This window comes from Nocardia arseniciresistens (assembly GCF_046764875.1).
Classification (GTDB): Bacteria; Actinomycetota; Actinomycetes; order Mycobacteriales; family Mycobacteriaceae; genus Nocardia; species Nocardia arseniciresistens.
On the sequence record NZ_JBKORD010000025.1, the window covers coordinates 14546 to 40071 of the forward strand.

2 protein-coding genes are annotated in these 25526 nt (G+C 66.6%); both read right to left on the reverse strand.

Annotated elements, in window-relative coordinates; genetic code table 11:
* Positions 1 to 65: 65 nt before the first annotated feature.
* Positions 66 to 854 (reverse strand): FkbM family methyltransferase, encoded by a 789-nt coding sequence (locus ACLMAJ_RS34525; RefSeq protein WP_412018090.1) that lies wholly within the window; start codon positions 852 to 854, stop codon positions 66 to 68.
* Positions 848 to 25282, reverse strand: coding sequence for a non-ribosomal peptide synthetase (locus tag ACLMAJ_RS34530; RefSeq protein WP_412018091.1), 24435 nt, complete (start codon positions 25280 to 25282; stop codon positions 848 to 850). The genes ACLMAJ_RS34525 and ACLMAJ_RS34530 overlap by 7 nt, the downstream gene beginning before the upstream one ends.
* Positions 25283 to 25526 lie beyond the last annotated feature (244 nt).

A 25526-nucleotide genomic window follows, 5' to 3' on the forward strand; every position in this document is an offset into this window, starting at 1 on the left:
CATCGGGTTCATCCCGTCGAACTGGCGACAGGAATATGCGACCGCACCAGTCCGGCTACCGTTAGTCAGGCGGCGCGGGGCCTGGCGGCAAATACCTCGTGTATTTCGGTCCCGATCAAACGCGGGTCCTGCTGAGTCTGCGCGGACATGCCCTGCCGACTGAACAGCTCGCAGACTTCTCGCAGGCGGCCGTCACGATCATGGACTTCGGCGACGACGGCGTGGATACGACGCCAGTCCGCTTCGGTGATGCCATGCAGGACATCCAATTCGGCACGCTCGACATCGACTTTGAGCAACCCGATCTCGCTGTAGCGGCAGTGTTCGTCCAGTATCGCCGAAACAGTGGTGACCCCGACCTCCAGTGGTACGCCGTCGTGCAGGCCGGTGGTGATGAGCGCGATGGCCTTGTCGTCCAAGCCGCTGTTGCGCAGATAGATCTTGGTGGCTTCGTCGTCTGCCTCGCGGTCGGCATAGAAACCGGAGTTCGCCGTTGCGTGCGGATACCAGGTGAACGGCCGCGTGCCCGGCGTGGCGCCGACCGCGATCTGGAGGGGTATCCCGTCCGGTACGTGCGCTGCAATATTGCGGTCCAGGCAACCAAAGGTCATCGGTACGGGCTCGACCGCGATGACCTGAATTCCAGGGCAGGTGTCGGCGAACATCATCGAGGAGAGTCCGATGTTGGCGCCGATATCGAGGGCAACGTCTCCAGGGAGAAGGCACGCGGCGGCACGGCGGTAGAACCCGTGCGTCGCGGTCGTCTCCTCCCAGAGCATCCGGGCCTCGGCCTGGCTCGTGCAGGTCACCGTTCTGCCGTCGTCGAGATGCAGTTGCTGCAAAGGGGTCAGCATTGTTCCATGAACCTTTCGAGGACAGGGCCGATGATGGCCAGTGCATGTGGATGGCTCAACTCGAGATGGCGGCCGTCGACGACGACGTTGTGAATGTCGCCGCTGACATAGGGCCGCCACGTATGCGCGAGAGCGTCGTGGTCCGCGTGGTCTTTTCCGGCGGTGAAGAAGACCAGGTCGCCGTAGAAGACATTCGGCCGATAACCGGCGGAGATATCGCTCGCGGTTCGGAAGCTCTCCATCACCCGATCCGTCTGTTCGGCGGTGAACAGTCCGGTTGCGATTACCTGGTCCCGGATGACGTTCCACGCTTGCTCATGGGTGGTTGCCTGCACCTCGTCGCCGAGTTCGAACAGCTCCCGCCAGCCGCCGAGTAGATCGGCCATCAGCTGTCCCGGTGCGGGCTGGTTTACGAGGGATGTGGCCGGTTGCGCTGGTGCACCTGCTGTGCTGTCCAGCAGGGCCACGATGCCGACCCGATCACCGGCACGCTGCAGCTGTACCGCCATAGCGTGCGCGATCTGCCCGCCCAACGACCAGCCGAGCAGGTGATACGGCCCCGTAGGCTGCACTCGGCGAATCTCGGCCACATAGCGTGCGGCCAGTTCGTCGACGGACTCCGCACGTGGTTCGCCGGACACGACGTGCGGATCCTGCAACCCGTGCAACGGCCTATCCGGATGCAGATGTTCGATGAGGCGACCGTAGAACCACGCCAGACCGCCCGCCGGGTGGACGGCGAAGACCGCCGGCTCCGATCCGCTCGCCCGCAGCGCCAGCAGCACCTTCAGGCCGGAGTTACCTTCCGAGTCGTCGGCCCTGCGCGCCAACGCTTCCGGAGTCGCATCCTCGAACATCCAGGGCAATTCGATCGTCACACCACGAGTCCGCAACTCCATTAGCGCCATGGTGGCCAGCAGTGAGTTGCCCCCCAGGTCGAAGAATTGGTCGGTCACCCCGACCCGCGGGGTTCCCAAGACCTGTGCGTACACCTCGCTGATCACTTTCTCGGTATGAGTCCGCGGTGCGACGAACCGATATACCGCTCCGTCGAAATCGGGAGCGGGCAATGCTTTTCGATCCAGCTTTCCGTTGATGGTCAACGGCAGCTCGGGCAGGACCATGACGACCGAGGGCACCATGTAGTTCGCCAGCACCTCAGCGGCGGCCGCCCGGACCGGGCGCGGATCGATTCGCTGCCCGTCGGTGCCGACGACGTAACCGATCAGCTGATCGACGTCGTGCTCGTGGCGGTGCACCGCCGCAGCGGCCCGCGAAACCGACGGATGCCGTAGCAGCGCCGATTCCACCTCGCCCAGCTCGATCCGGTACCCGCGCAACTGAACTTGTGCGTCGCCCCGGCCGGCGTAGGTCAACTCCAGCCCGCTGCTGGTCTGGCACCAGCGGCCGACATCGCCCGTCCGATACATTCGGCAGCCGTTCGGATCGAACGGGTTCGCCACGAAGCGGCTCGCCGTCAACGCCGGAGCTCGCAGGTAACCGCGCGCGAGTTGCCCTCCGGCGATATAGATCTCGCCGCGGACCCCGATCGGTACCGGCTGCAGCCGGTCGTCGAGCACATACACCCGCAGCCCCGGCAGCGGCGATCCGATCCTGGCTGCGCTCGGGTCATCGACCTCGGCGAATGTCACATGCACGGTCGTCTCGGTGATCCCGTACATGTTGACCAATTGCGGCGATCCGGGCTCATGCGCGTCGAACCAGCCGGTCAGCCGCGCCGCATCCAATGCCTCGCCGCCGAAGACGACATACCGGATCACGAGATCGCCGTAGCAGCAATCGGATCCGCGATAGCGACGCTCCGCGTCGTCGAATCCGTAGAAGGCCGAAGGGGTTTGGCTCAACACCGTGACGCGCTCGCGCGCCACCAGTTCCACCAACGCCTCTGGCGACCGGGAGGTGTTGTGGTCGACGACGACCAGCCTGCCTCCGGTCAGCAGGGCGCCCCACATTTCCCACACCGCGAAATCGAAAGCGTACGAATGGAACATCGTCCACACGTCGTCAGGGTGGAAGTCGAATCGTTCGGCGGCGTGGGTTAACAATGTGACGGCTTCGCGATGGCTGACGGCCACTCCCTTCGGGGTGCCGGTCGACCCGGAGGTGTAGATCACGTAGGCGAGGTTGTCCGGCCGCGCGGCCGAGAGCACCGGACAGTTCGGGACCGCGGCCCGGGATTCTTCAATCAGTAGCATCGGTGCCGGGTATCCCGGTACATCCGTTGCCATTTCCGCAGAGGTCAATACCGCGGCCGGACGCGCGTCGTCCAGGATGAAGCGCAATCGCTGCGGCGGGTTCGCCATATCCAGCGGCAGATATCCGGCACCAGCGCGTGCAACCGCGAGCAGGCCGACGACCAGGTCGACCGAACGCGACAACGCTACTGCCACCAGGGTTTCCGGCCCCACGCCACGTTCGGTGAGCCGAACGGCAAGCTGGGTGGCGCGCCGATCCAGCTCCGCATAGGTCAGCTGCGACACACCATCGGTCACCGCGACCGCATCCGGCTGCGCCGAGACACGGGAGGTGAACAGCTCGGCCAGGGTCACATCCGCGACCGCGACGCCGTCGACTCCGGCAGCGGCCAGCAGCTCGCGCCGCTGGTCTGGATCCACGATGTCGATATCGCCCACGGCGACAGCTGGATTCATGACCCCCTGCTCCAGGATCCGGGTATACGCGTGCGCGAACCGAGTCATCGTCTGCTCGACGTACAGATCGGTGGCGAACGTCAGTCGACCGACCATGCCGTCCGGACGGCCCCCTGCATCGAACCGTTCGACGAGCTTGACGTTCAGATCCGCGGGGGCCTGGTCGAAGCCGTTCTCGATCGGTTCGACGGTGAGCCCCGCCAGCTCCAACATGGCCGCGCTGAGATCCTGGACGTCGAGCGACACCTGATAGAGCGGCATGTGCGCGGTCGACCGCCGCGGATTCAGCGCCTCCACGACCTCCTCGAAAGGCACATCGGCATGGGCGAACGCGGCCAGATCCGTCTCGCGGGTGGCAGCGAGCAGGTCGGCGAACGGCTGCCGCGACGACACCCGCGACCGCAACACCAACGTGTTGACGAACATCCCGATCAGATCGTCGAGTTCGCGGTCGCCGCGGCCGGCCACCGGGGTGCCGATCGCGACATCGTCGACGTCGGCCAACCTGGACAGCAGCACGGTCAAGGCGGCGTGCAGGACCATGAACACCGTCGCGTTGGCCTCGCGGGCGAGGGCATCAATGCGTCGGTGCAACTCGGCGGACAGCTCGAAATCGACCGCTCGGCCGCGCATGGACGCGACCGGCGGCCGGGGCAGGTCGGTCGGCAGCTCGAGCAGTTCGGGCAGCCCGGTGAGGCTGTCGATCCAGAATCGCAGCTGCCGGGAGACGAGCGAGTCCGGATCGTGTTCGTCGCCGAGCACCTCACGCTGCCACAGCGCGTAGTCGGCGTACTGGATGGGAAGGGGCGGCCAGTTCGTTTGCGTCCCTTGCCTACTCGCCTCGTAGGCCATCGCCACGTCCCGCGCGAGCGGCATCATCGACTGTCCGTCGGCGCAGATGTGATGCACGCAGATCACCAGCACGTGATCACGGTCGCCGAGGGCGAACAATTCGGCTCGCACCGGAGGTGCTTGGGTCACATCGAAGCCTGCGGAGACCACTGTCGCCGCCTGCTCCAGCACATGTTGTTCGTCGACCCGGATCGGCGTCAGAGCCGGTGCGACCTCGTCGACGCCGACCATGACCTGACAGGGCGTCCCGTTGATCATCGGGAACTTGGTTCGCAGCGACTCGTGCCGGTCGATGACCAGCTCGCACGCGTGCCGCAGCGCATCGATATCGAGCTCGCCCCGCAGCCGGATCACCAGCGGAATGTTGTACCCGCCGACCGAGGTGTCGAATTGATTGAGGAACCACATCCGCTGCTGCGCTGGGGACAGCGGTACCAGAGCTGGGCGGGTGCGCGGTGCCGGCCGCACCGCGACGTTCCGGTCGGCGGTAGTGAGATGCGCCGCCAGTTCGGCGACTGTCGGTGCGTCGAACAGGTCCCGAATACCGACGCTCACGCCGAGTGTCGTACGCAATCGCGCGGCCACGCGCGTAGCCGACAGCGAATTGCCGCCGAGTTCGAAGAAGCTGTCCGCTGCGCCCACTCCGCTGACACCGAAAACGTCGCCGAAAACGTCCGTGATGCGCTGTTCGACGTCGGTACTCGGGGCGACCCATTCCCGCTCGGCCGGGAATTCCGGCGTTGGTAGTGCGGCCCGATCCAGCTTGCCGGTCGCGGTCAGCGGGAGCTCGGCGAGCGGCATCAGCACGTCGGGCACCATGTGCGCGGGCAGTTGACGTCGGGCAGCAGACTTGACGTCGCTCGGATCGATGCGTCCATCGCCGACCAGATAGCCGACGAGCTGGTCGATGCCGCGCTCGTCTGTGCGCAACACGACCACCGCCTGGTCGACCCCGGGATGCTCGGACAGCACGGCCTCGATCTCGCCGAGTTCGATGCGTTGACCGCGGATCTTGACCTGGAAATCGCGGCGGCCGCGGTACTCCACGGCGTGGTCCGAGGTCCAGCGGGCCAGATCGCCGGTGCGGTACATGCGCGCGCCTGCCGCGCCGAAGGGATTCGCCACGAAGGCACCCGCGGTGGCCGCAGGCCGTTTCACATATCCGCGCGCCAGCTGGATTCCCGCGAGGTACAACTCCCCCACCACCCCGACCGGCACCGGCCGCAACCACGGATCCAGCACGACGGCCTCGACGCCGCGGATCGGTCCGCCGATCGTCACCACATCGCCCGGGTGCAACGAACCGCTGATCCCGGCCAGAATCGTGGCCTCGGTCGGTCCGTACCCGTTCAGCAGTCGCCTGCCCGGTGCCCACACCGAGACCAGTTCCGGTGTCACCGCCTCGCCGCCGGCGATCAGCACTCGCAACGAATCCATACCGGCCGGTGACATGGTGGCCAGCACGCTCGGGGTGATGAACGCATGCGACACCCGTTGTGCCCGAATCAATTCCGCCAGCTCGTCGCCGGCGAACGCATCCGGTGACGGCACCACCAGCAGTGCGCCGTTCGTATGGGCCAACAGCACTTCGAGGACCATCACATCGAAACCGGGACCGGCCGCCTGCAGCACGTGCGAACCGGCGTCCACGCCGAAGCGGTCACGCACTACCGCGGAGAAATTCGCCAGCCCCTCGTGGGTGACCACGACGCCCTTCGGGATTCCGGTCGACCCCGAGGTGTAGATCACGTACGCCGCATCCCGGAGCTGTGGCGTCCGTAGGCGATCGGCGTCGGTGACGGCGGCCGCGGACTTCGACGCGATAGCGGTCTCGGTGTCCGGATCATCGAGGACCAGCGGGCACACCGCGTCGAGAAGCAGATCCCGCGATGCCTCGACGGTGAGCGCGACCCGCACACCGGAGTCCGCGATCATGTGTGCCACGCGCTCGGCCGGATTGCGCAGATCGATCGGCACGAACGCCGCACCCGTCTTGGCCGTCGCCCACAGGCCGAGCACGAACTCCGCCGACCGCGCCATCGCCAGCGCGACTTGGTCGCCCGGGCCGACACCGTACTCGATCAACTGCCGCGCCAGCTGGTTCGACCGCGCATCCAACTCGGCGTAGGACGTCACGCGCTGACACGAAAGCAGCGCCGCCGCAGTGGGATTCACGTCTACGCCGGCGGCAAGCAACTTCGCGAGCAGCTGCGGTGACGCGGCACTGCCACCGGTGGCGGGCGCAAATTCACGCCGATCGGCAGTGGACAGCAGATCGACCGAATCGAGCCGCGCGTGCGGATCAGTCGTGATCGCGCGCAGCACGATGTCGAGCCGGGCGGCGAGGCCGGATGCCGTCTCGTCGTCGATGCGGTCCTGCTGGTAGCGCAGGCGGACGTGCAGTCGGTCGGTGTGGTGCGCCTGCACGGTGATCGGGTAGTGCGCGGCATCACGACCTTCCGCCGCGACCACCCGCATGCCATCGATGTCGGCGTCGCCCAATCCGCTGCTGTCGATCGGGTAGGACTCGAACACGACCAGAGTGTCGAACAGGGACGAGGCGTCCACGGCCGCCAAGATCTGCGGTAGTTCGAGGTAGTGGTGGTCGAGCAGACGGGCGTTGTCGGCCTGCAATCGAGTCAGCGCGTCCTCGATGGTCCGGTCCGGGCGCACCTCGACGACGACCGGAATCGTATTGATGAACAGACCGATCATCGACTCGACCCCGGACACGTCGGCCGGACGGCCGGACACCGTGCTGCCGAACACCACGCGGTCGGCGCCGAGCAGGTTGCTCAATACCATTGCCCAGGCGAACTGGACGATCGTCGCCATCGTCACCGCGTGTGTCCGGGCGAATTCCACCAACTCGGCCGTCGCGTCGCGATCGAGAACGACCGGCCGATCGATCGGGATGGTCGCGGTCGTATCGGTGTGCGGATCGGCGACCAGCGTGGGCTCGGCGACACCGCGCAGCGCGTCGCGCCACACCTCGACGCTTCTGGTGCGGTCGCGCCGGTCCAACCATTCCAGGTAATCGCGGTAGGGCACCGCATCGGGCAACAGTTGCGGCTGTGCGTCCACCGCGTACAAGCCGATCAGTTCACGCCACAGCAGCGGCAGCGACCAGCCGTCGATCAGAAGGTGATGGGCGGTCAGTATCAGCCGGAAGTCTTGCGGTCCCACCGTAACGATCACGAACCGCAGCAGCGGCGGATCAGCCGGATCGAACCCGGCCGCGCGCTCGGCGTCGATCACCTCGCCCAGGTCCGGTGTGCTGTCGGACAGCGTGATGCTGCGCCACGGGATGGCGGTATCGGCCGGAATCACTTGTACCGGAATGCCTTCCGCGGTTCGAGTGAAGGCGGCCCGCAGGTTGCGATGACGTGCGAGCAGGGCCCGCGCGGCGCGCTCGAGCCGGTACACGTCGACCGCGCCCGACAGCGTGAGCACTGATTGCGCGATGTAGACGTCGAGGTGGCCCGCGGCGACCTCGGCGTGGAACAACAGCCCCGCCTGCAGTGGCGCCAACGGCCACACGTCGCCCAATCGTCCGTACCGGTCGGCGAACTCCCCCAGATCGCGCTGGGTGACCTCGACAAGCGGAACGTCTGCCCGCGTCAGTCCCCAGTCCTGGTTCGCGACGGCCGCGATGGAGGTCAGGGCATCGACCCATTCTTCGACGAGGTCGGCCACGTCGTCTCGGTCGAGCAACCGCGAGGCGTAGCCGACATACGCAGACAACTCAGGTCCGGCCGCCGCGTCGACAATGTTCACGTCGATCGTGAGGACCGCCGCCGCCGGCATATCCGGATCGAATGCGGCCCGTCGGTCGAAAGGTTCGTCGGTCGGAACCCACGGTAGATCCGACAATGCCGTGAGATCGACGCCGGTTCGCCCGAGATTGTTGACACTGATCTGCGGCTCCGGCAGTACCGCGAGTCGCTCCGCCGTCTCGGTATTCAGATAGCGCAGCAGGCCGTAACCGATTCCTTTGTCCGGGATGTCGCGCAGCTGGTCTTTGACGGATTTCACCGCCGCGCGCACATCACTGGTATCGACACCACTCAGGTCGAGCGCCGCCGGATATCGAGTGGTGAACCAGCCAACGGTTCGGGAGACGTCCGCGCCCTCGGCGATCTGCTCCTCGCGACCGTGCCCCTCCAGCAGGACATTCATACCCGCATATGCAATGCCGCGACGCCGCCGCCAGCGAGTCAGGGCCACGGCGAGAGCGGCCAGCAGCGCATCGTCGACACTGCCGCGCACAGCTTCGGGCACCCCGTCGAGCAACGCTGAGGTCACTTCGGCTGGGAGCGACACGGTCACCTGACGCACGGTCGACTGGGTGTCAAGCGCGGGATCCAAATCCGCACGTCCGAGCAACGGATCGGGTGCCGTACAGATCCGATGCCACAGCTCGAATTCGCCGGCGCGCGCTGCCGCGGCAGCGATCAACGCATCCGACCACCGACGCATAGAGGTACCCGTCGATGCCAATTCGACCGGCCGACCCTCGGTGATCTGCTGCCACGCAGTCATGAAGTCGGGCAGCAGAATCCGCCACGACACCGCATCGACTGCCAGGTGATGGATCACGACGAGGGCACGAGCCTCCGCGTCGACGCCCGTTTCGGGCAGCAGGCACACGACGTGCGCCATCCTGCCCGCCGCTGGGTCGAGCCTGCCGAACGCCGCGGTCGACGCTGCCTCCACCACTGCGGTGAAACCGGCGCTACCCGGAGCTTCGCCGGCACCGAAGGTCCGTACGGAGACCGAACCGGCGGTATCGGCAGCGCTCGGTGGCAGAACCTCCCAGCGGTGGGCATCGAGCCGCGAGCGCAGCACATCGTGGTGTTCGACGATCGACCGCACGGTCGAGACCACGTCGTCGACGCGCGCGTCACGCGGCAAGCGCACCAACATCGACTGCGCGAACCGACCCGGTGCCCCGAGTCGCTCGACGAACCAGGACACGATCGGTGTGAACGGAATCTCGCCCACACCACCGCCGGGCAGCTCGGCGAGCGACGCCCGCTCGGCGGACTGCGCCACCGATGCCAGTCCGCGAACTGTCTTGCGCTCGAAAATGTCTCGCGCCGTCACGCCGATACCCGCGGACTTCAGTCGCGAGGCCAACTGGATCGACATGATGGAATCGCCGCCGAGTGCGAAGAAGGAGGTTGTCGCGCCCACCGGCGCGACGCCAAGGACATCCGCGAAGGCGGCGGCGATGGCGCTTTCCAGTTCGGTCGATGCCGCGGCGGCACCGTCCTCGGTGGTCTCGAAAACGGGCTCCGGCAACGCTTCTCGATCCACCTTGCCCGTCGAGGTGAGCGGCAAGTCGTCGAGCACCGTGATCGTCGCCGGCACCATGTGCGCTGGCAAGGTGGCCGCCACGTGATCGAGTACCGCGCTCGGATCGGCGACCGCTGCGGATTCGGCCGTGATGTACGCGGCGAGCACAGGTTGCCCGCCTGGCCCCGTACGACTCACGGTGACCGCAGTGACGACCGCCGGATGCGTAAGCAGCGCGACGTCGATCTCGCCCAGCTCGACACGCTGGCCCCGAATCTTGATCTGGAAATCGAGGCGGCCGATATATTGCAGCGTGCCCTGCGTGGTCCAGCGGACGATGTCACCGGTGCGATACATCCGTGAACCCGGCGGACCGTAGGCATTCGCCATGAACGAACTTGCCGTTATCGCAGGACGATTCAGGTAACCGCGCGCCAGCGCGGCCCCTGAGAAGTACAGCTCGCCCGCTACTCCGATCGGTACCGGCCGCAGCCGCGTGTCCAGCACCAGCGCCTCCGCACCGCGGATCGGTCCGCCGATCGTGAGCACCTCGCCCGGGCGCACAGGGTCGCTGACCGTGATCACGATCGTCGTCTCGGTCGGACCGTAGATGTGGTGCACTCGCCGCCCAGGCGCCCAGGCGGCAATCAGATCCTCCGCCACCTTTTCGCCGCCGACCGCCACCATCTGCATCGAATCCAACTCGGCAGGGGACATCGTCGCGAGCACACTCGGAGTCAGAAACGCATGCGTCACCTGATGCGCTCGGATCAGCGCGACCAGGTCTGCGCCGCCGAGTACATCCGGCGGCGCCACCACCAGTGCCGCGCCGGCGGCGTGCGCCATCAACGCTTCGAGAAGGACCGCGTCGAAGGCGGGTGCCGCGGCTTGCAGCACGCGCGATGTGCCGTCCACCCGATAGCGCTCGCGCTGCTCGGCCGCGAAGGCCGACAGCCCCTCGTGGGTAACCACCACGCCCTTTGGCGTCCCGGTCGAACCCGATGTGTAGATCACATATGCCGCGTCACGAATCTGCAGTGCGCGTGGGCGATTCGCGTCCGAGATGGCGTGGCCGGGACGTGCGGCGATGTCGGCGGCCGTGCGCGGGTCGTCGAGCACCAGCCAGCGGACGCCTTCCGGCAGGGATGTGCGCGCGGCCGCGACCGTGATGCCGACTTCGGCACCTGAGTCGTGCAGCAGATAGGCGATCCGCTCCGGCGGATAGCGGAGGTCCACCGGCACGAAGGTGGCGCCGGTCTTGGTGATCGCCCACATGGCGACGTGATAGTCGGCCGATCGTGGCACTGCCAGCGCGGCGCACATTCCCGGCCCTACGCCCCAGGAAAGCAGCTGCGCCGCAAGGCGATTGGCGCGGTGCTCGAGTTCGATGTATGTGAGGGTCCGGGTGCCGTCGATCAGGGCGATCGCCGAGGGGGCGGTTGCCACGGCCGAGGCTAGCAGATCGGGAAGCAGGCGGGACGCGGGGGCGTCACTACCGCGCGCCGGGACCAGCCGTTCGGCCTCCTCGGCGCCTATCAGTGGGATGTCGCCCACCGGCCGCGTCGGATCGCAGACCACTGCATCGAGGACGCGGATAAACCGCTCGGCCAGCGATTCCGCAGTCGATTCGCCGAAAACATCTGTGGCATAGATGATTTCGCCATCAATCCCGGCAGGTCGATCACCGTCGAGGCGTTCGGTCAGCAATACCGTGAGGTCGGTCTTGGCCTGGGCGATACCGGGATCGAGCAGTTCGACATCGACGTTCGGCAGCTTGAACCGGGCCGCCGAAGTGTTCTGCAACCCGAACAGCACCTGATAGAGCGGCGTATACGCCGTCGACCGGGGCCGGTCGAGCAGATCGACCAGTCGCTCATAGGGCAGATCCGCGTGCACGAGCGCCTCGACGTCGACACCGCGCACCTCCGCGACAAGGTGCCGGAACGACCAGTCGTCGCGGACCGGCGTGCGCAGCACCACGGTGTTGACGAACATGCCGACGAGATCGTCCAGCGCCGAGATGCCACGACCCGCTACGGGCGTGCCGACCGACACGTCGTCGGTGTGCGCGGTGCGCGCCAAGACGATTGCCAGTGCGGAATGCAGCACGACGAATACGGTGACGCCCTCTCGACGGGCCAGCCGCACGACCTCGTCGTGTAGCCGCTGCGGTATGCCGAAGCGAACACTGCCACCGACCATCGACATGGTCGCAGGCCGAGGTCGATCGGTCGGCAGGTCGAGCAGCTCCGGGGCGTCGGCGAGAATCTCGGTCCAGTAGGCGATCTGCCGCGCGATCACCGACGACGGATCGTCCTCGGAGCCGAGCATCTCTCGCTGCCACAGCGCATAGTCGCCATACTGGACTTGCAGCGGTTTCCATTGCGGCGCTTGATCTTTCACTCGCGCACGGTAGGCGGCGAACACATCGCGAGCCAGCGGCGCCATCGACGAGCCGTCAGCGGCGATGTGATGGACGACCAGCGCCAGAATGTGCTCGTCAGGGCCGGTGCGATACAGCTGCGCCCGCACGGGCACAGCTGCCGAGACGTCGAAGCCCGTCTCGACGGTCTGCCGGATCCGCTCGCCCAGCACGATCTCCTCGGCGACCGGCTCCGCATCCAGTGCCAGGCCATCGACTACTGCCGCCACATCCCGCACGACCTGACACGGTTCGCCGGCGACCGTGGGATACACCGTCCGCAGTGGCTCGTGCCGGGCCACCACGTCCTCGAACCCCGCACGCAACGCGTCGACGTCCAGCGCGCCGGTCAACCGGGCCGCGAAACCGATGTTGTAGGCCGCCGAGGCAGTATCGAACTGGTTGATGAACCACAACCGTCGTTGCGCCGCCGCCAGCGGGATCGTCGCCGGGCGCGGGCGCGGCGCGAGCGGTATCAGCGAGGACCGCGTGCGCTGCGCCAAGCGTGCCGCCAATCCGGCGATCGTCGGCTCCTCGAAGATATCGCGGATACCGACCTGGACACCGAGCGCCGCCTCGGCGCGCGCGGCGATCCGGGCAGCCGAGAGCGAGTCGACGCCGATCTCGAACAGGTTCGCCCGCACGCTCACCCGGTCGCTGCCGGTGATTGTGGCGACGATATCGGCCAGTGCCGCTTCGTGTTCGGTGCGCGCAGGCACGAATTTCTCGCCGTCGTCGAACGTCGGCTGCGGCAACGCGGCTCGGTCGAGCTTGCCGTTCGGGGTGAGCGGCATCTCCTCGAGCACCTCGACGCGGACCGGAACCAGATACGACGGCAGCGTGCGAGCGAGCTGGTCGCGAATCGCGCGACCATCGGTCACCGCTCCTGGCGTGAGCGTCACGTAGGCGACGATTCGTTCCGAGGTCGCGACAACAACAGCACGAACAACCTCCGGTATCGCACACGCCGCCGCTTCGATGTCCCCCGGCTCCACCCGCTGACCGCGGACCTTCACCTGGAAATCGCCGCGGCCCAGAAAGTCCAGCTCTCCAGTTCTCGTCCACCGCACCAAGTCACCGGTGCGATACAGCCGCTCCCCCGGCGCGCCGAACGGATGCGCGACGAAGGCTGTGCATGTCAGGTCGGCACGGCCGTGATAGCCGCGCGCCAACTGGACACCCGAGACATACAGATCGCCGACAACACCGACCGGCGCCGGTTGCAGTCGCTTGTCGAGCACGTAGACCCGCATGCCGGACACAGGCGCGCCGATCGGGACCGTCGCAGGGGTCGTCGCACCGGGCAGGCAGCGCGCGGCGGTGACCACCTCCGCCTCGGCCGGGCCGTACCAGTTGACCACCTCTGCCTCGGTGAACACGCGCACCGCGGCGTCGACGGTGTGCTGCGCAAGCGCCTCACCAGCGACGAATATCCGCCGGATCGAGGGCAATTCGATATCGCCGACGGCTTCGAGGAGAACATCGAGCATCGACGGGACGAAGTGTACGGTGCTGACGTTTCGGCTCGCGATGAAGTCCGCGAGGTAGGCCGGGTCGCGGTGCCCGTCGGGTTCGGCCACCACGATGTGCGCACCGATTTGCAACGGCCAGAACAACTCCCACATGGCGATGTCGAAGGTGATCGGAGTCTTGTACAGCACCGGGTCGGCCGCGGTGTGCGGCCACTGCTGCTGTGCCCACGCCAGCTGACTCATGGTCGCGGCATGGGTCAGGGCCACCCCCTTGGGAACGCCGGTGGAGCCGGAGGTGAACAGGACATAGGCCACGTTGTCCGGCCGCAGCGGCGCACACCGTTCCATGTCCGTGATCGGGGCGCCGGACAGCCCGGCCAGATCCAGCCGATCGACTCGAACGGAGGTAAATCCCTCGGGCAGTCCGTCGCCGTCCGCTGATGTCGTGAGCGCCATCAGCGGTCGCGCCGCACCCAGCACGCCGGCGATTCGCTCGCTCGGTTGATTCGGGTCGATCGGCAGGAACGCAGCGCCCGCCTCGAGCACAGCATATAGCGCCGTCACGAGGTCGATCGATCGCTCAATAGCCACGGCCACAACGGTTTCCGACCTCGCATCACGCGATATGAGCCACCTGGCCAGCCGATTGACGCGGGCGGCGAAATCCCGGTAGGTCAGCGCATCGCCGTTCGGAAGCAGAATCGCCACAGCATCCGGGCTGCATTCCACCTGTTCATCGAAGGCGTCCACCAGGGTTCGGCCCACTGATACGGGGTCGCCGGTGTCGTTCCAACGCTTGAGCACCAACTGCCGCTCGGTGGCATCGAGTAGATCGAGATCACCGATCGGCGCATCGGCATCGGTCGCGACGCCGTTGAGCAGGCGAACGAACCGGTTGGCGAAACACTGTGCGGAGTTCGCGTCGAACAGGTCGGTGGCGTAGGTCAGGCGCAACGTCATGCCGGTCGGCTCGTTGTCCGGCCCGTGGTCCTCCGTCATCATGAGCAGCAGGTCGTAGATTGCGGCACTGTCGCCCGGGTCGATGGTCTCGACGGTGAGACCCGGAAGTTCCACGCGCGCCCGCACCATGTTCTGGTAGGCGAGCATGACTTGGAACAACGGCGTGTGCGCAGTCGACCGTGCCGGATTCAGCGTTTCCACCAGCTGCTCGAACGGCACGGTGGCATGGTCGAAGGCCTCGATGTCGCTGTGCCGCATCGCATCCAGCAGGCTGGTGAACGTCTGCTCGAGCGTGACGCGGGTGCGCAGGACCAAGGTGTTGACGAACATCCCGACGAGGTTGTCGAGCGCCCGGTGGCCGCGACCCGCGTGTGGCACGCCGATAGCGATGTCGTCGCTGCCGGACAGTCGTGATAGCAGCACCGCGAGTGCCGTGTGCACCACCATGAATGTCGTCGCCCGGGATCGCTGGGCCAGGGACTCCACCCGACTCTGCAGTTCCGCCGGAATCTCGACGTGGATCACCGCGCCGCGGTGGGTCTGCTCCACCGGGCGCGGTCGATCGGTAGGCAGCTCGAGCAGTTCGGGTATGTCCGCGAGTCGGGTTCTCCAGTAAGCGATATCGCGGGACACGGGCGAATCCGGGTCGTCCGGCGAGCCGAGCACCTCGCGCTGCCACAGGGCGTAATCGGCGAATTGGACGGTGAGCGGCGCCCAGTCCGGCAGGTTTCCGCCGGCCCGCGCCCGATAGGCCGTCACGATATCGGCGGCCAGCGGCGCCACCGAATAACCATCGCAACTGATGTGATGCACGGCCACCGCGACCACCCAGGCCGTGTCCGGCAGCTGGTACAGCGCGACCCGCACCGGCACGCCCTTCGACACATCGAATCCGGTGTTCGAGAACGCGGCCAGCCGACGTGCCAGCATGCGCTCATCGATCCGCTGCGGGCTGAGGTCCCAGCCCGCGACGACATCGGCCGCGTCCAGCACCACCTGCGTGGGCGTGCCGTCGACCGCCGGGTACACGGTGCGCAAGCTCTCGTGCCGCTCGACGACATCCCCGACGGCCGCCGCGAGCGCATCGACATCGAGCACTCCGTCGAGGCGAAACGCCAGCGGCACAATGTATCCCGGCGAAGCCGGATCGAACTGGTTGAGGAACCACATCCGGGCCTGCGCCGTCGACAACGGCAGCCGGTCCGGTCTCGGTTTCGGCGTCGGGGCGGGCAGACCGGGCACCCCCCGCAGCTGTGCGATGTGCTCGGCCAACTCGGCCACGGTGGGCGCCTCGAACATCATTCGCACCGGTACGGTCGCGTCGACCATGGCGCCGATCCGGCTCAGCGCGCGCGTGGCGACGAGCGAATTCCCGCCCAGGTCGAAGAAGTCGTCGTCCGCGCCGACCGTCGGAAGGCCGAGCAGCTCGGCGAAAACCTCGGCGATGGCCTGCTCCACGAGCCCTCGCGGTGCCCGGTATTCCGCATGGTCGCTCGGATCCGGAGCAGGCAATGCCCGGTAGTCGACCTTGCCGTTCGTCGTGAGCGGGACGGCGGCGATCCGGACGATCGCGGACGGCACCATATAGGCCGGCAGTCGCTCCAGCAGGAGTCGACGAATCTGCTTGGTGTCCAATGTCTCTGGGGCGACCACATAGGCGACCAAGCGTTGCTCGTCGCGGCCGGAATGCATCCGTGCGACGGCCGCGGTCACCTGTTCGTGCGCGAGCAGCGCTGCCTCGATGTCGCCCAATTCGATCCGCAGCCCGCGAATCTTCACCTGATCGTCGGCGCGGCCGACATAGCGCAGAACGCCGCCCTTGTCCCAGCGAACAAGGTCGCCGGTGCGGTACAGGCGAGATCCGTACGCGCCGTCGAGCGGGTCGGCGACGAACGTCGCCGACGTCAGATCGGAACGTCGGTGGTACCCGCGGGCCAGCTGGATGCCACCCAGATACAACTCACCGGTGACCCCCACCGGAACGGGGTGCAGTCGCGAATCCAGCACATGCACGATGACATTCGGCTCGGGAACCCCGATCGGCACCGCGGCGCCGTCGATCCCATCGATGCGATGCGCGGTGACGCTGACCGCGGCCTCCGTCGGCCCGTACAGGTTGTCGATGCGCGCGTCGCTGAGATCGCGGAAACGGCGGACGGTTTCGGCCGGCAGCGCCTCGCCGATGCAAAGCACGCGCCGCAGGTCTGGGAACTGGTGTCCGTCGGCCGTCTCACTGAACACCGAGAGCAAAGACGGCACGAAATTCGCTGTCGTCACGTGATGTTCGGCTATCAACCGGGCCACCGCATCCGGGTCGCCGCTCCCGTTGTGCCCTGCGACAACCAACTTCGCACCACATGACAAGGGGCAGAACAACTCCCAGACCGACAGGTCGAAGGTCACCGGAGTCCGCAACAGCATGACGTCGTCGCCGAGTTTGTAGTGCTCGCGCATCCAGCGGAGTTGATTGACCACCGCGCCATGCGGTACAGCCACACCCTTCGGTACCCCGGTCGAGCCGGAGGTATAGATGACATACGCCAGGTTCTCGGGATGCAGTGGCTCGAGCCGATCGGCGTCCGTCACCGGCGACCCATCCCCGTACTCGGCGTCGATTTCCGCGAACGCCCATACCGGGATGTCGTCGGGCAGATTCGCTTCGTCGAACGGGCGGGTGAGCACCGCCCGCGGCCGCGCGGCGGCGAGCACGGCGCGCACGCGATCGAGCGGGTGATCCGGATCCAGGGGCAAGTAGGCCCCACCGGCCGCGTGGATCGCATACAGCGCGGTAAGCAAGTCGATGGAGCGACGCATCGCCACGGCCACAACGGTTTCCGGGCCAACTCCGCGTCCGATCAACGCATGCGCCAGCGAATTCACGCGCGCCGCGAACTCTCGGTAGCTCAGTCGCGCGCCGCCTTCGGAGTCGAGCACGGCCGTGTTGTCCGGCGTCGCCGCGACCTGCGCGGCGAACAGATCCGCGATCGTCGCAGACGACGGCGGTGTCGTACCCCCGATTTCGCGCGCGGCCAGCTCGCGCGCCTCATGCGTGGTCAGCAGCTCGATGTCGCCGACCGCGCGGTCAGGATCGGCGACTATCGCACGCAGCAGCAGCATGAATCGGTCGACCATCGAAACTATCGTCGCCTCATCGAAAAGGCCTGTGGCGTAACTGAATTCGATTGCCATTCCACCCGGTTCACCTTCGCGCTCCGCAGTGTCGACGAGATTCAAATGCAGATCGTATTTGGCCACGCTCGGATCGACGGTCCGGGCAGACACCGTCAGTCCCTCGAACCGCACCGTCGGAATCTCGATGTTGTGGAACGAGAAACCCACCTGCGTCAGCGGCGCGTGTGCCGTCGTGCGGGGCGGATTCAGCACTTCGACCAGGCGCTCGAACGGGATGTCGGCGTGGTCGAAGGCGGCCAGATCGGTAGCGCGAACCTGCTCCAGGATCTGCAGGAAGGACGCGCCGGGTTCGATGCGCGTCCGCAGCACCAGGGTGTTGACGAACATTCCGACCAGGCGCTCGAGTCCCGGTTCGCCGCGACCGGCGATGGGCGTGCCGACAGCGATGTCACCGGTTCCCGAAAGCCGGGCCAGCAGTGTGGCATACGCCGCGTGCAGGACCATGAAGACCGTCACGTCGCGGCGGCGGGCCAGCGCGACCAGGTCACGACCGAGGTCGGCGGGCAGTGTCGCCGATACGGTCGCCCCGCGGAACGATTGCCGCGCCGGGCGCGGACGATCAGTGGGCAGGTCGAGCACTTCGGGCAGATCGGCCAGAGAAGCCCGCCAATACTCGATCTGGGTGGCGGCCGGGCAGTTCGGGTCGTCCTCGGTGCCGAGCCACTTCCGTTGCCACAGAGCGTAATCCGCGTACTGCACCGGCAACGGCGACCACTGCGGCGCCTCGTGCCGGATGCGGGCGTTGTAGGCGGTCATCAGGTCCGCGGCCAGCGGCGCGAGCGAGGATCCGTCGAAGCTGATGTGATGGACGATGAGGACCAGGGTGTGTTGATCGGATGCACTGCGCAACAAGTTGATTCGGAACGGCACCTCGCGGGTGACGTCGAATCCGGCCGCGGCCGCCGCAGCGATGTGCGCCTCGACGTCTGCCGCCGCCACCTCAACCGGCTCCAGCGGAGGTAGTGCCGCCTGCACCGCCACGATCAGCTGATGCAGTCCGCTGTCGCTGTCCGGGTAAACGGTCCGGAGAGCTTCGTGCCGGTCGAGCACATCGGCGATCGTCGCGTGCATGGCGGCCACGTCGAGGGGGCCCGACATGTCCACGACCAGGGCGATGTTGTACAGCGCCGAGCCCGTGTCGAACTGATTGAGAAACCACATGCGGGCCTGGGCGGGCGATAGCGGGATCCGTGCCGGGCGTTCCTGCGGTATCAGCGGTTCCCGCCTGGGTGCGTCGATGGCCCGCAGATTCTCCGCGAATGCCGCGATGGTCGGCGCGTCGAATGCGATGTGTAGCGGAATTTCGACACCGAACGCAGCGCTCAGCCGCGCGACCGCTCGCGTCGCCGACAGCGAGTTGCCACCGAGATCGAAGAAGTTGTCGAGGACGCCGACGCGATCGATGCCCAGCACTGCGCCGAACACATCGGCGACGATCTGCTCGGCCGCGTCGCGGGGCGCGACGAACTCGGTGGTCGCGGCGGCGAACACCGGTGCCGGCAACGCGGCACGGTCGATCTTGCCCACCGATGTCAGCGGTAGCGCGTCGAGCACCGTCACCGCGTCCGGAACCATGTGCAACGGCAAGCGTTGCGCGGCATAGGATGTCAGCTCCGCGACATCGACGGCATCCGTCGCTGGCGTGACATAGGCGGCAAGCCTCGGTCCGCTCTCCGTCGCAACGCTGACCGTCACTGCGGCCGCCACCGCCGGGTGCCCGGCGAGTACGGCTTCGATTTCGCCGAGTTCGACGCGCTGGCCGCGGATCTTCACCTGGAAGTCGGTGCGCCCGACGTATTCGAGGGTGCGCTCGAGTGTCCAGCGGGCCAGGTCGCCGGTGCGGTACATGCGTGTCCCCGCCGCACCGAACGGATAGGCCACGAACGCCGACGCGGTATCCGAGGGTCGGTCGAGGTATCCGCGGGCGAGATGGATACCGGAGATGTACAGCTGTCCTGTCACCCCCACCGGCACCGGCTGCAGATTCGCGTCCAATACCAGGGCCTCGACACCGCGGATCGGGCCACCGATCGTGACGCGGGCACCGGAGAACAGCGGATCACTGATCGCGACCATGATCGTGGTCTCGGTCGGCCCGTACCCGTTGAACAACTGACGGCCGGGGCTCCACACCGCGGCCGTTTCCGCCGACACCGCTTCCCCGCCCGCGACCAATACCTGTATTGAATCCACATCGGCGGGCGACATCGTCGCCAGCACGCTCGGCGTGAGGAATGCATGCGAAACCCGTTGCGTGCGAATCAATTCCGCCAACCGATCCGCCGCGAAGACATCCGGCGGCGACACCACCAGGGCCGCACCGTTCGGGTGCGCCATCAGCAACTCCAGGACCACCGCATCGAAGCCCGGAGCGGCCACCTGCAACACCCGCGCGGAACTGTCGATCCGATAGCGTTCACGTTGTTCGGCCACGAAATTCGCCAAGCCCTCGTACGTCACAGTGACGCCCTTCGGCTCTCCCGTCGACCCCGAGGTATAGACCACGTACGCCGTGTTCGAGGCACGGCAGGCGCGGATCTGATCCGCTTCTGTCACGGCGGCCGCGGATCGCGCCGCGATGCAGACCTCGGTTTCCGGATCGTCGAGAATCAACCGCTCGACCGCGGGCGGAAGCAGGCCTTCGGCTGCTTTCACCGTCAACGCCACCCGAACATCCGCGACCATGAGCGCGACTCGCTCGGCCGGATTCCGCGGATCCACGGGGACGAATGCCGCACCCGCCTTCGCCACCGCCCACATCCCCACCACGAGTTCCACTGACCGCGCCATCACCAGCGCGACCTGATCATCCGGGCCCGTCTCCCACTCGATCAGCAACCTAGCGAGCTGATTCGACCAGACATCCAACTCCCCGTACGACACCGTGCGTTCTCCAAATACGATCGCAACGGCATCCGGCTCCTGGACCATCAGCAACTCCGCCAGCACCCGTGGCGCCTCGCCACGGCCCCCCGACACGGGCACCAGCGCGGCTCGCTCGGTCGTCGACAGCACATCGACAGCACCCACCCGCTGCTGCGGATTCGACACGACCGACTCGAGGATCCGATTCAGCCGCGCGGCGAATTCCTCGATCGTGCCCCGCTCGAACAGGTCGGTCGCGTAGGTGATCTGTAGTGCGACATCGCTTGCCGCCCTGATGTTCTCGGCGACTGTGACAATGATGTCGACCTTCGCCGGTTGCGGTCCCGGATCCAAGATCTCGGCGGTGAGCTCGGACAGCTCCAGGCTCGGGCGGTCCATGTTGTCGAAGGCGAGGTACACCCGACACAGCGGATCGTGCGTCGCCGACGGCATCGGATCGACCGCTTCGACGATGCGTTCGTACGGCAGGTCGCTGTGGGCGAAAGCTTCGACATCGATGTCTTTGACACGCGTCAGAAACTCCGTGAACGATTCGCCGCCGCGCACCTGGGTGCGCAGCGGCACCGTGTTGACGAACATGCCGATGAGCGGTTCCAGTGCGCGCGCGCCGCGGCCCGCGACCGGGGTCCCGATGGTTATGTCCACCGAATCCGACAGCCGAGCGAGCAGAACGGCCAACGCAGCATGAACAACCATGAAGGTCGTGACGTTCGTCGTGCGCGCTACCCGTTCGATCCCGGCGCAGGTCTCGGCGGGGAGCCCGGTGTCGACGATGTCTGCGAGCATGGACCGGCGAGCCAGCGGACGGCGGTCGACGGGAAGTTCCAGCGGCCGGGTAATCCCCGCCAACTGCACTGTCCAGTAACGTAATTGACGTGCCGCAAGCGAGTCCGGATCGTCTTCGTCGCCGAGCATACTGCGCTGCCAGATGCTGTAGTCGGCGTACTGCACGGCCAGTGGTCGCCAGTCCGGGCTGTGTCCCTGCGACCTCGCTCGGTAGGCCGCTGCGAAATCGGCCGCGAGTGGTGGCAGCGACGATCCGTCGCAGCAGATGTGGTGCAGGACGACGACCAAGACGTGCCGCCGCTGGTCGGGGGACGCGAGCAGCGCGACCCGGATCGGCGGACCTCGGCGCACGTCGGTCCCGGTCGAAACCAGCTCGCGGATCCGGCTGTCGAGATCGTCGGCGCGGGTGACCTGCGGGGTCGAATCGAGATCGGCGGCGACTTGCTCGGACGACAGGATCACCTGCGTCCCTTGACCATTCACGGCGGGATAGACGGTTCGCAGGGATTCGTGCCGTTCGATCACGTCGGTCAGCGCCGAGCGCAGTGCCGTGGTGTCGAGATGTCCGGTCAGCTGCAGCACCAGCGGAATGTTGTACGCCGCCGACTCCGGGTCGAGCTGATTGATCAGCCAGATCCGGTTCTGCGCGGGCGCCAGCGGAATGGGCTCGACGCGTGGCTGCGCCCGCAGGGCGGGGCGGCTGGATTGCTGACCGGCTTCGATATGGGCGGCGAGTTGGGCGGCGGTCGGCTTGCCGAACAGGTCGAGCACCGTTACCTCGCACCGGGTCAGCTCGGCGATCCGCACGGAAGCGCTGGTGGCGGTGAGCGAATGGCCACCCAGGTCGAAGAAGTTGTCCAGCACGCCGACCTTCGCAGTGCGCAGGACCTCGGCGAAGACGTCGACGATAACCTCCTCGACGACGGTGCTCGGTGCTACGTACGCCGCGGTCGAACCGAAGGACGGCTCGGGCAGCGCCCGATAGTCGACTTTGTCGTTGACGGTCAGCGGCAATGCCTGCAGTACGACGATGTGGGCCGGGACCATATATTCCGGCAGCATCGACCCGGCGTGCGCGCGCAGCACCTCGGGCTCGCAGACCGCGTCGTCGACGGACACGACGTAGGCGACCAGCCGGGCCGCTTCCGTGCCCGGCAGGTGCACGGTGACGACCGCCGTCGAGACCGAGCTGTGGCCCAGCAGCGCACTGCGGATCTCGTCCAACTCGATCCGGAACCCGCGCAGCTGCACCTGCTGGTCGGCGCGTCCGCGATATTCCAACTCGCCCTTGCTATTTCGGCGCGCGACGTCGCCGCTGCGATAGAGGCGCTCGCTCGGCTCGCCGAACGGATCGGCGACGAAGCGTCCCGCGGTCAACCCAGGGCGGCCGAGGTAGCCGCGAGCGAGTTGCGTTCCCGCGACATAGATCTGGCCCCAGGCTCCCAGCGGCGCCGGGCGCAATCGTTGGTCCAGGATGTACACGCGCAAGCCCGGCAGCGGTGGGCCGATCGTGCTCGGTGCGCCCGGCACGGCGCTGTCGGGTGTCAACCGGAGATAGGTGACGAAGATGGTGGTTTCGGTGATGCCGTAGCTGTTGGCCAGCACGGGCAGGTTCGGATTGTGCTCGTACCAGTTCGACAAACCCGCCGGGTCGAGAGCTTCGCCCGAGAGAACGCCCAGTCGCAAGGAAACCTCACCGTCGGGCTCCCCGGCCTCCGCATATCGCTGTCGCGCGGTCGCAAATTGATGGAATGCCGAGGGTGTCTGGCTGAAGATGCTCACCTTCTCGCGCGCCACCAGGCGCACGACGTCGTCCGGCGAACGCGTGGCAGGGCTGTCCACCACGACCACCCGGCCGCCGGTAACCAGCGCACCGAAGATCTCCCACACCGAATAGTCGAACGCGAACGAATGGAACAACGTCCAGACGTCGCCGGCGCGGACTCCGATTTCGGTACACGCGTTCGTCAGGTAGGTGGCGACCGCGCGATGAGTGATCGGCACGCCTTTCGGCTGTCCCGTCGATCCGGAGGTGTAGATGACGTAGGCGACGTTGTCGAGGCGCAGCGGGCAGGTGCGGTCCGCATCGGTGATCGGACGAGCGGTCTCCACATCCGAGTCGTCGTCGAACAGCACCAAGGGGCCGGCATCGCCGGGCAGCTGATCGCGCATGCTCCGGTTCGTCACCACAGCGATCGGATCGGCGTCGTTCAGCACATAGTCGAGTCGATCGAGCGGGTGCGCGAGGTCCAGCGGCAGATACCCGGCACCCGACTTCAGCACCGCGAGAACGACGGTGATCAGATCGGCATCGCGTGGCATCGCGATGGCCACCAGCGATTCCGGCCCAGCTCCGAGGGCGATGAGCTTGCGGGCGAACCGGTTCGAGCGCTCGTCGAGCTCACGGTAGGTGAGCGCGGTCATACCCGACGTGACGGCGACCGCGGACGGGCTGGCCGCGGCCTGCCGCATCAGCAGATCGACGAGTGTCGCAGCGGTCACCGCGCCGTCGCGGCCGGCGAGTTCGCCCAGGATGCGCCGCTCCTCGGCGGGTTCGACGAGCGGGATGTCGACCAGACGGGTGTCGACCGGCGAGTCCAGCATGCGATGCAGGAAATCGACGAATCGACTGGTGTGCACGTCGAGTTCGTCCTGGCTGTACAGGTTGGCGTTGCCGTGCAATTCGATGAGCAGCGGCGCGTCGGCCCCGGAGCGGTACATATTGAGCTGCAGGTCGTCCAGGGCTCCGGACGTCAGTGCGCGGTAGCGGCCGGTCGCCGAGCCGAGCCGAATCTCTGAATCGAAGAACAAGATATTGACGATCGGACCGAACGAGGTCGCGGCCGCGTCCACCGCGTTGGAATCGCGGCGCAGATCCTCGAACCGGTAGAGCTGGTGCCGCATCGCCAGGACGAGCTCGGACACCGATGCGCGAATCAGCCCTTCCACGGTGGTCGTCGCGTCCACGGCGAATCGGATGGGCACCATGTTCGCCAACATCGCCGCGGCGTTCCGCAAGGGCATCGTCACACGTCCGGTCACCGGCAGCGACAAGACGACGTCGTCGGTGTCTGTCATGCGGGCCATAAACGCGGCGAACGCGGCCACCACCACTTGCGCGGACGATGCGTGCAGGTCGTCGGCGAAACGGTCGAGCATGGCGGTCAACCGCGACGGCAGCGGCAGACCGGCGAAGCGGTCGTCTTCGCTCCACTTGGCGGTGCGTCCGGACAGACTCGTCGTCGGCGGCAGATCGGCGACCTTGTCGAGCCAGTACGCCTTATCGGTGTCGAACCGGCGGCTGATGCGATATTCGCGCTCCACCACGTTGATATCCGCCAGCCGCGCCGCCGCCAGTCGGGTCGGAGGCCTGCCCTCGAGCAGCGCGTTGTAATGCTCGGCCACTCGGTTCAGGGTTTTGAACGCGCCGTAGCCATCGATAACCAGGTGATGGGCGCGCGCGTACCACAGATACCGGTCTTCGCCGAGCCGGATAAGCCGCGTCGCGGTGAGCCGGTCCCGGGCAAGATCGTTGGCCTTGGTGTTGTAGTCACGGCGCATCCATTCCATCGCCGCCGCGTGCGGATCGTCTTCGGCGCTGAGATCCAGCAACGGTTCGTCGTAGACGATGCTGCGGTCGACGAATTGATACGGCTGACCGCCGGATTCGACCACCCGGACAATAAGAGACTCGGTCTCGTGGCCAGCGTCGTTCACCGCCTTGGTGAACGCGTCGTAGTCTATTGCCCCCTCGATCTCGACGTAGTGCGCGATATTGACGTTCGGGCCGCCGGGCAGGTTGTTCACGAGCCACATTCCGTATTGCGCCCTAGAAAGCGGAATCAGATCCGGATCTAGGTCTGCAGGCGTGGCCGAATTCGGACTCATCGTCTAACCCTCCTCGAATTCCGAGACACCGGAGCAGCGCGCAACAAGGACCCGTCCGTGCCCGGAATTTCCCGTAGGTGTTTTCTTCCTCACCGATGCAATTACACGAGCACTTCACCGACGTTGAAGCGAGCGTCCATCCCTGCTGCGGGTCATGCGCCGACCGAAGCGCATGACTTCACTAATGGCAGAGCTCGAAGTCGTGACCGCTCTCCGATGGAAGCGATCTTCATATGTCGCCGCC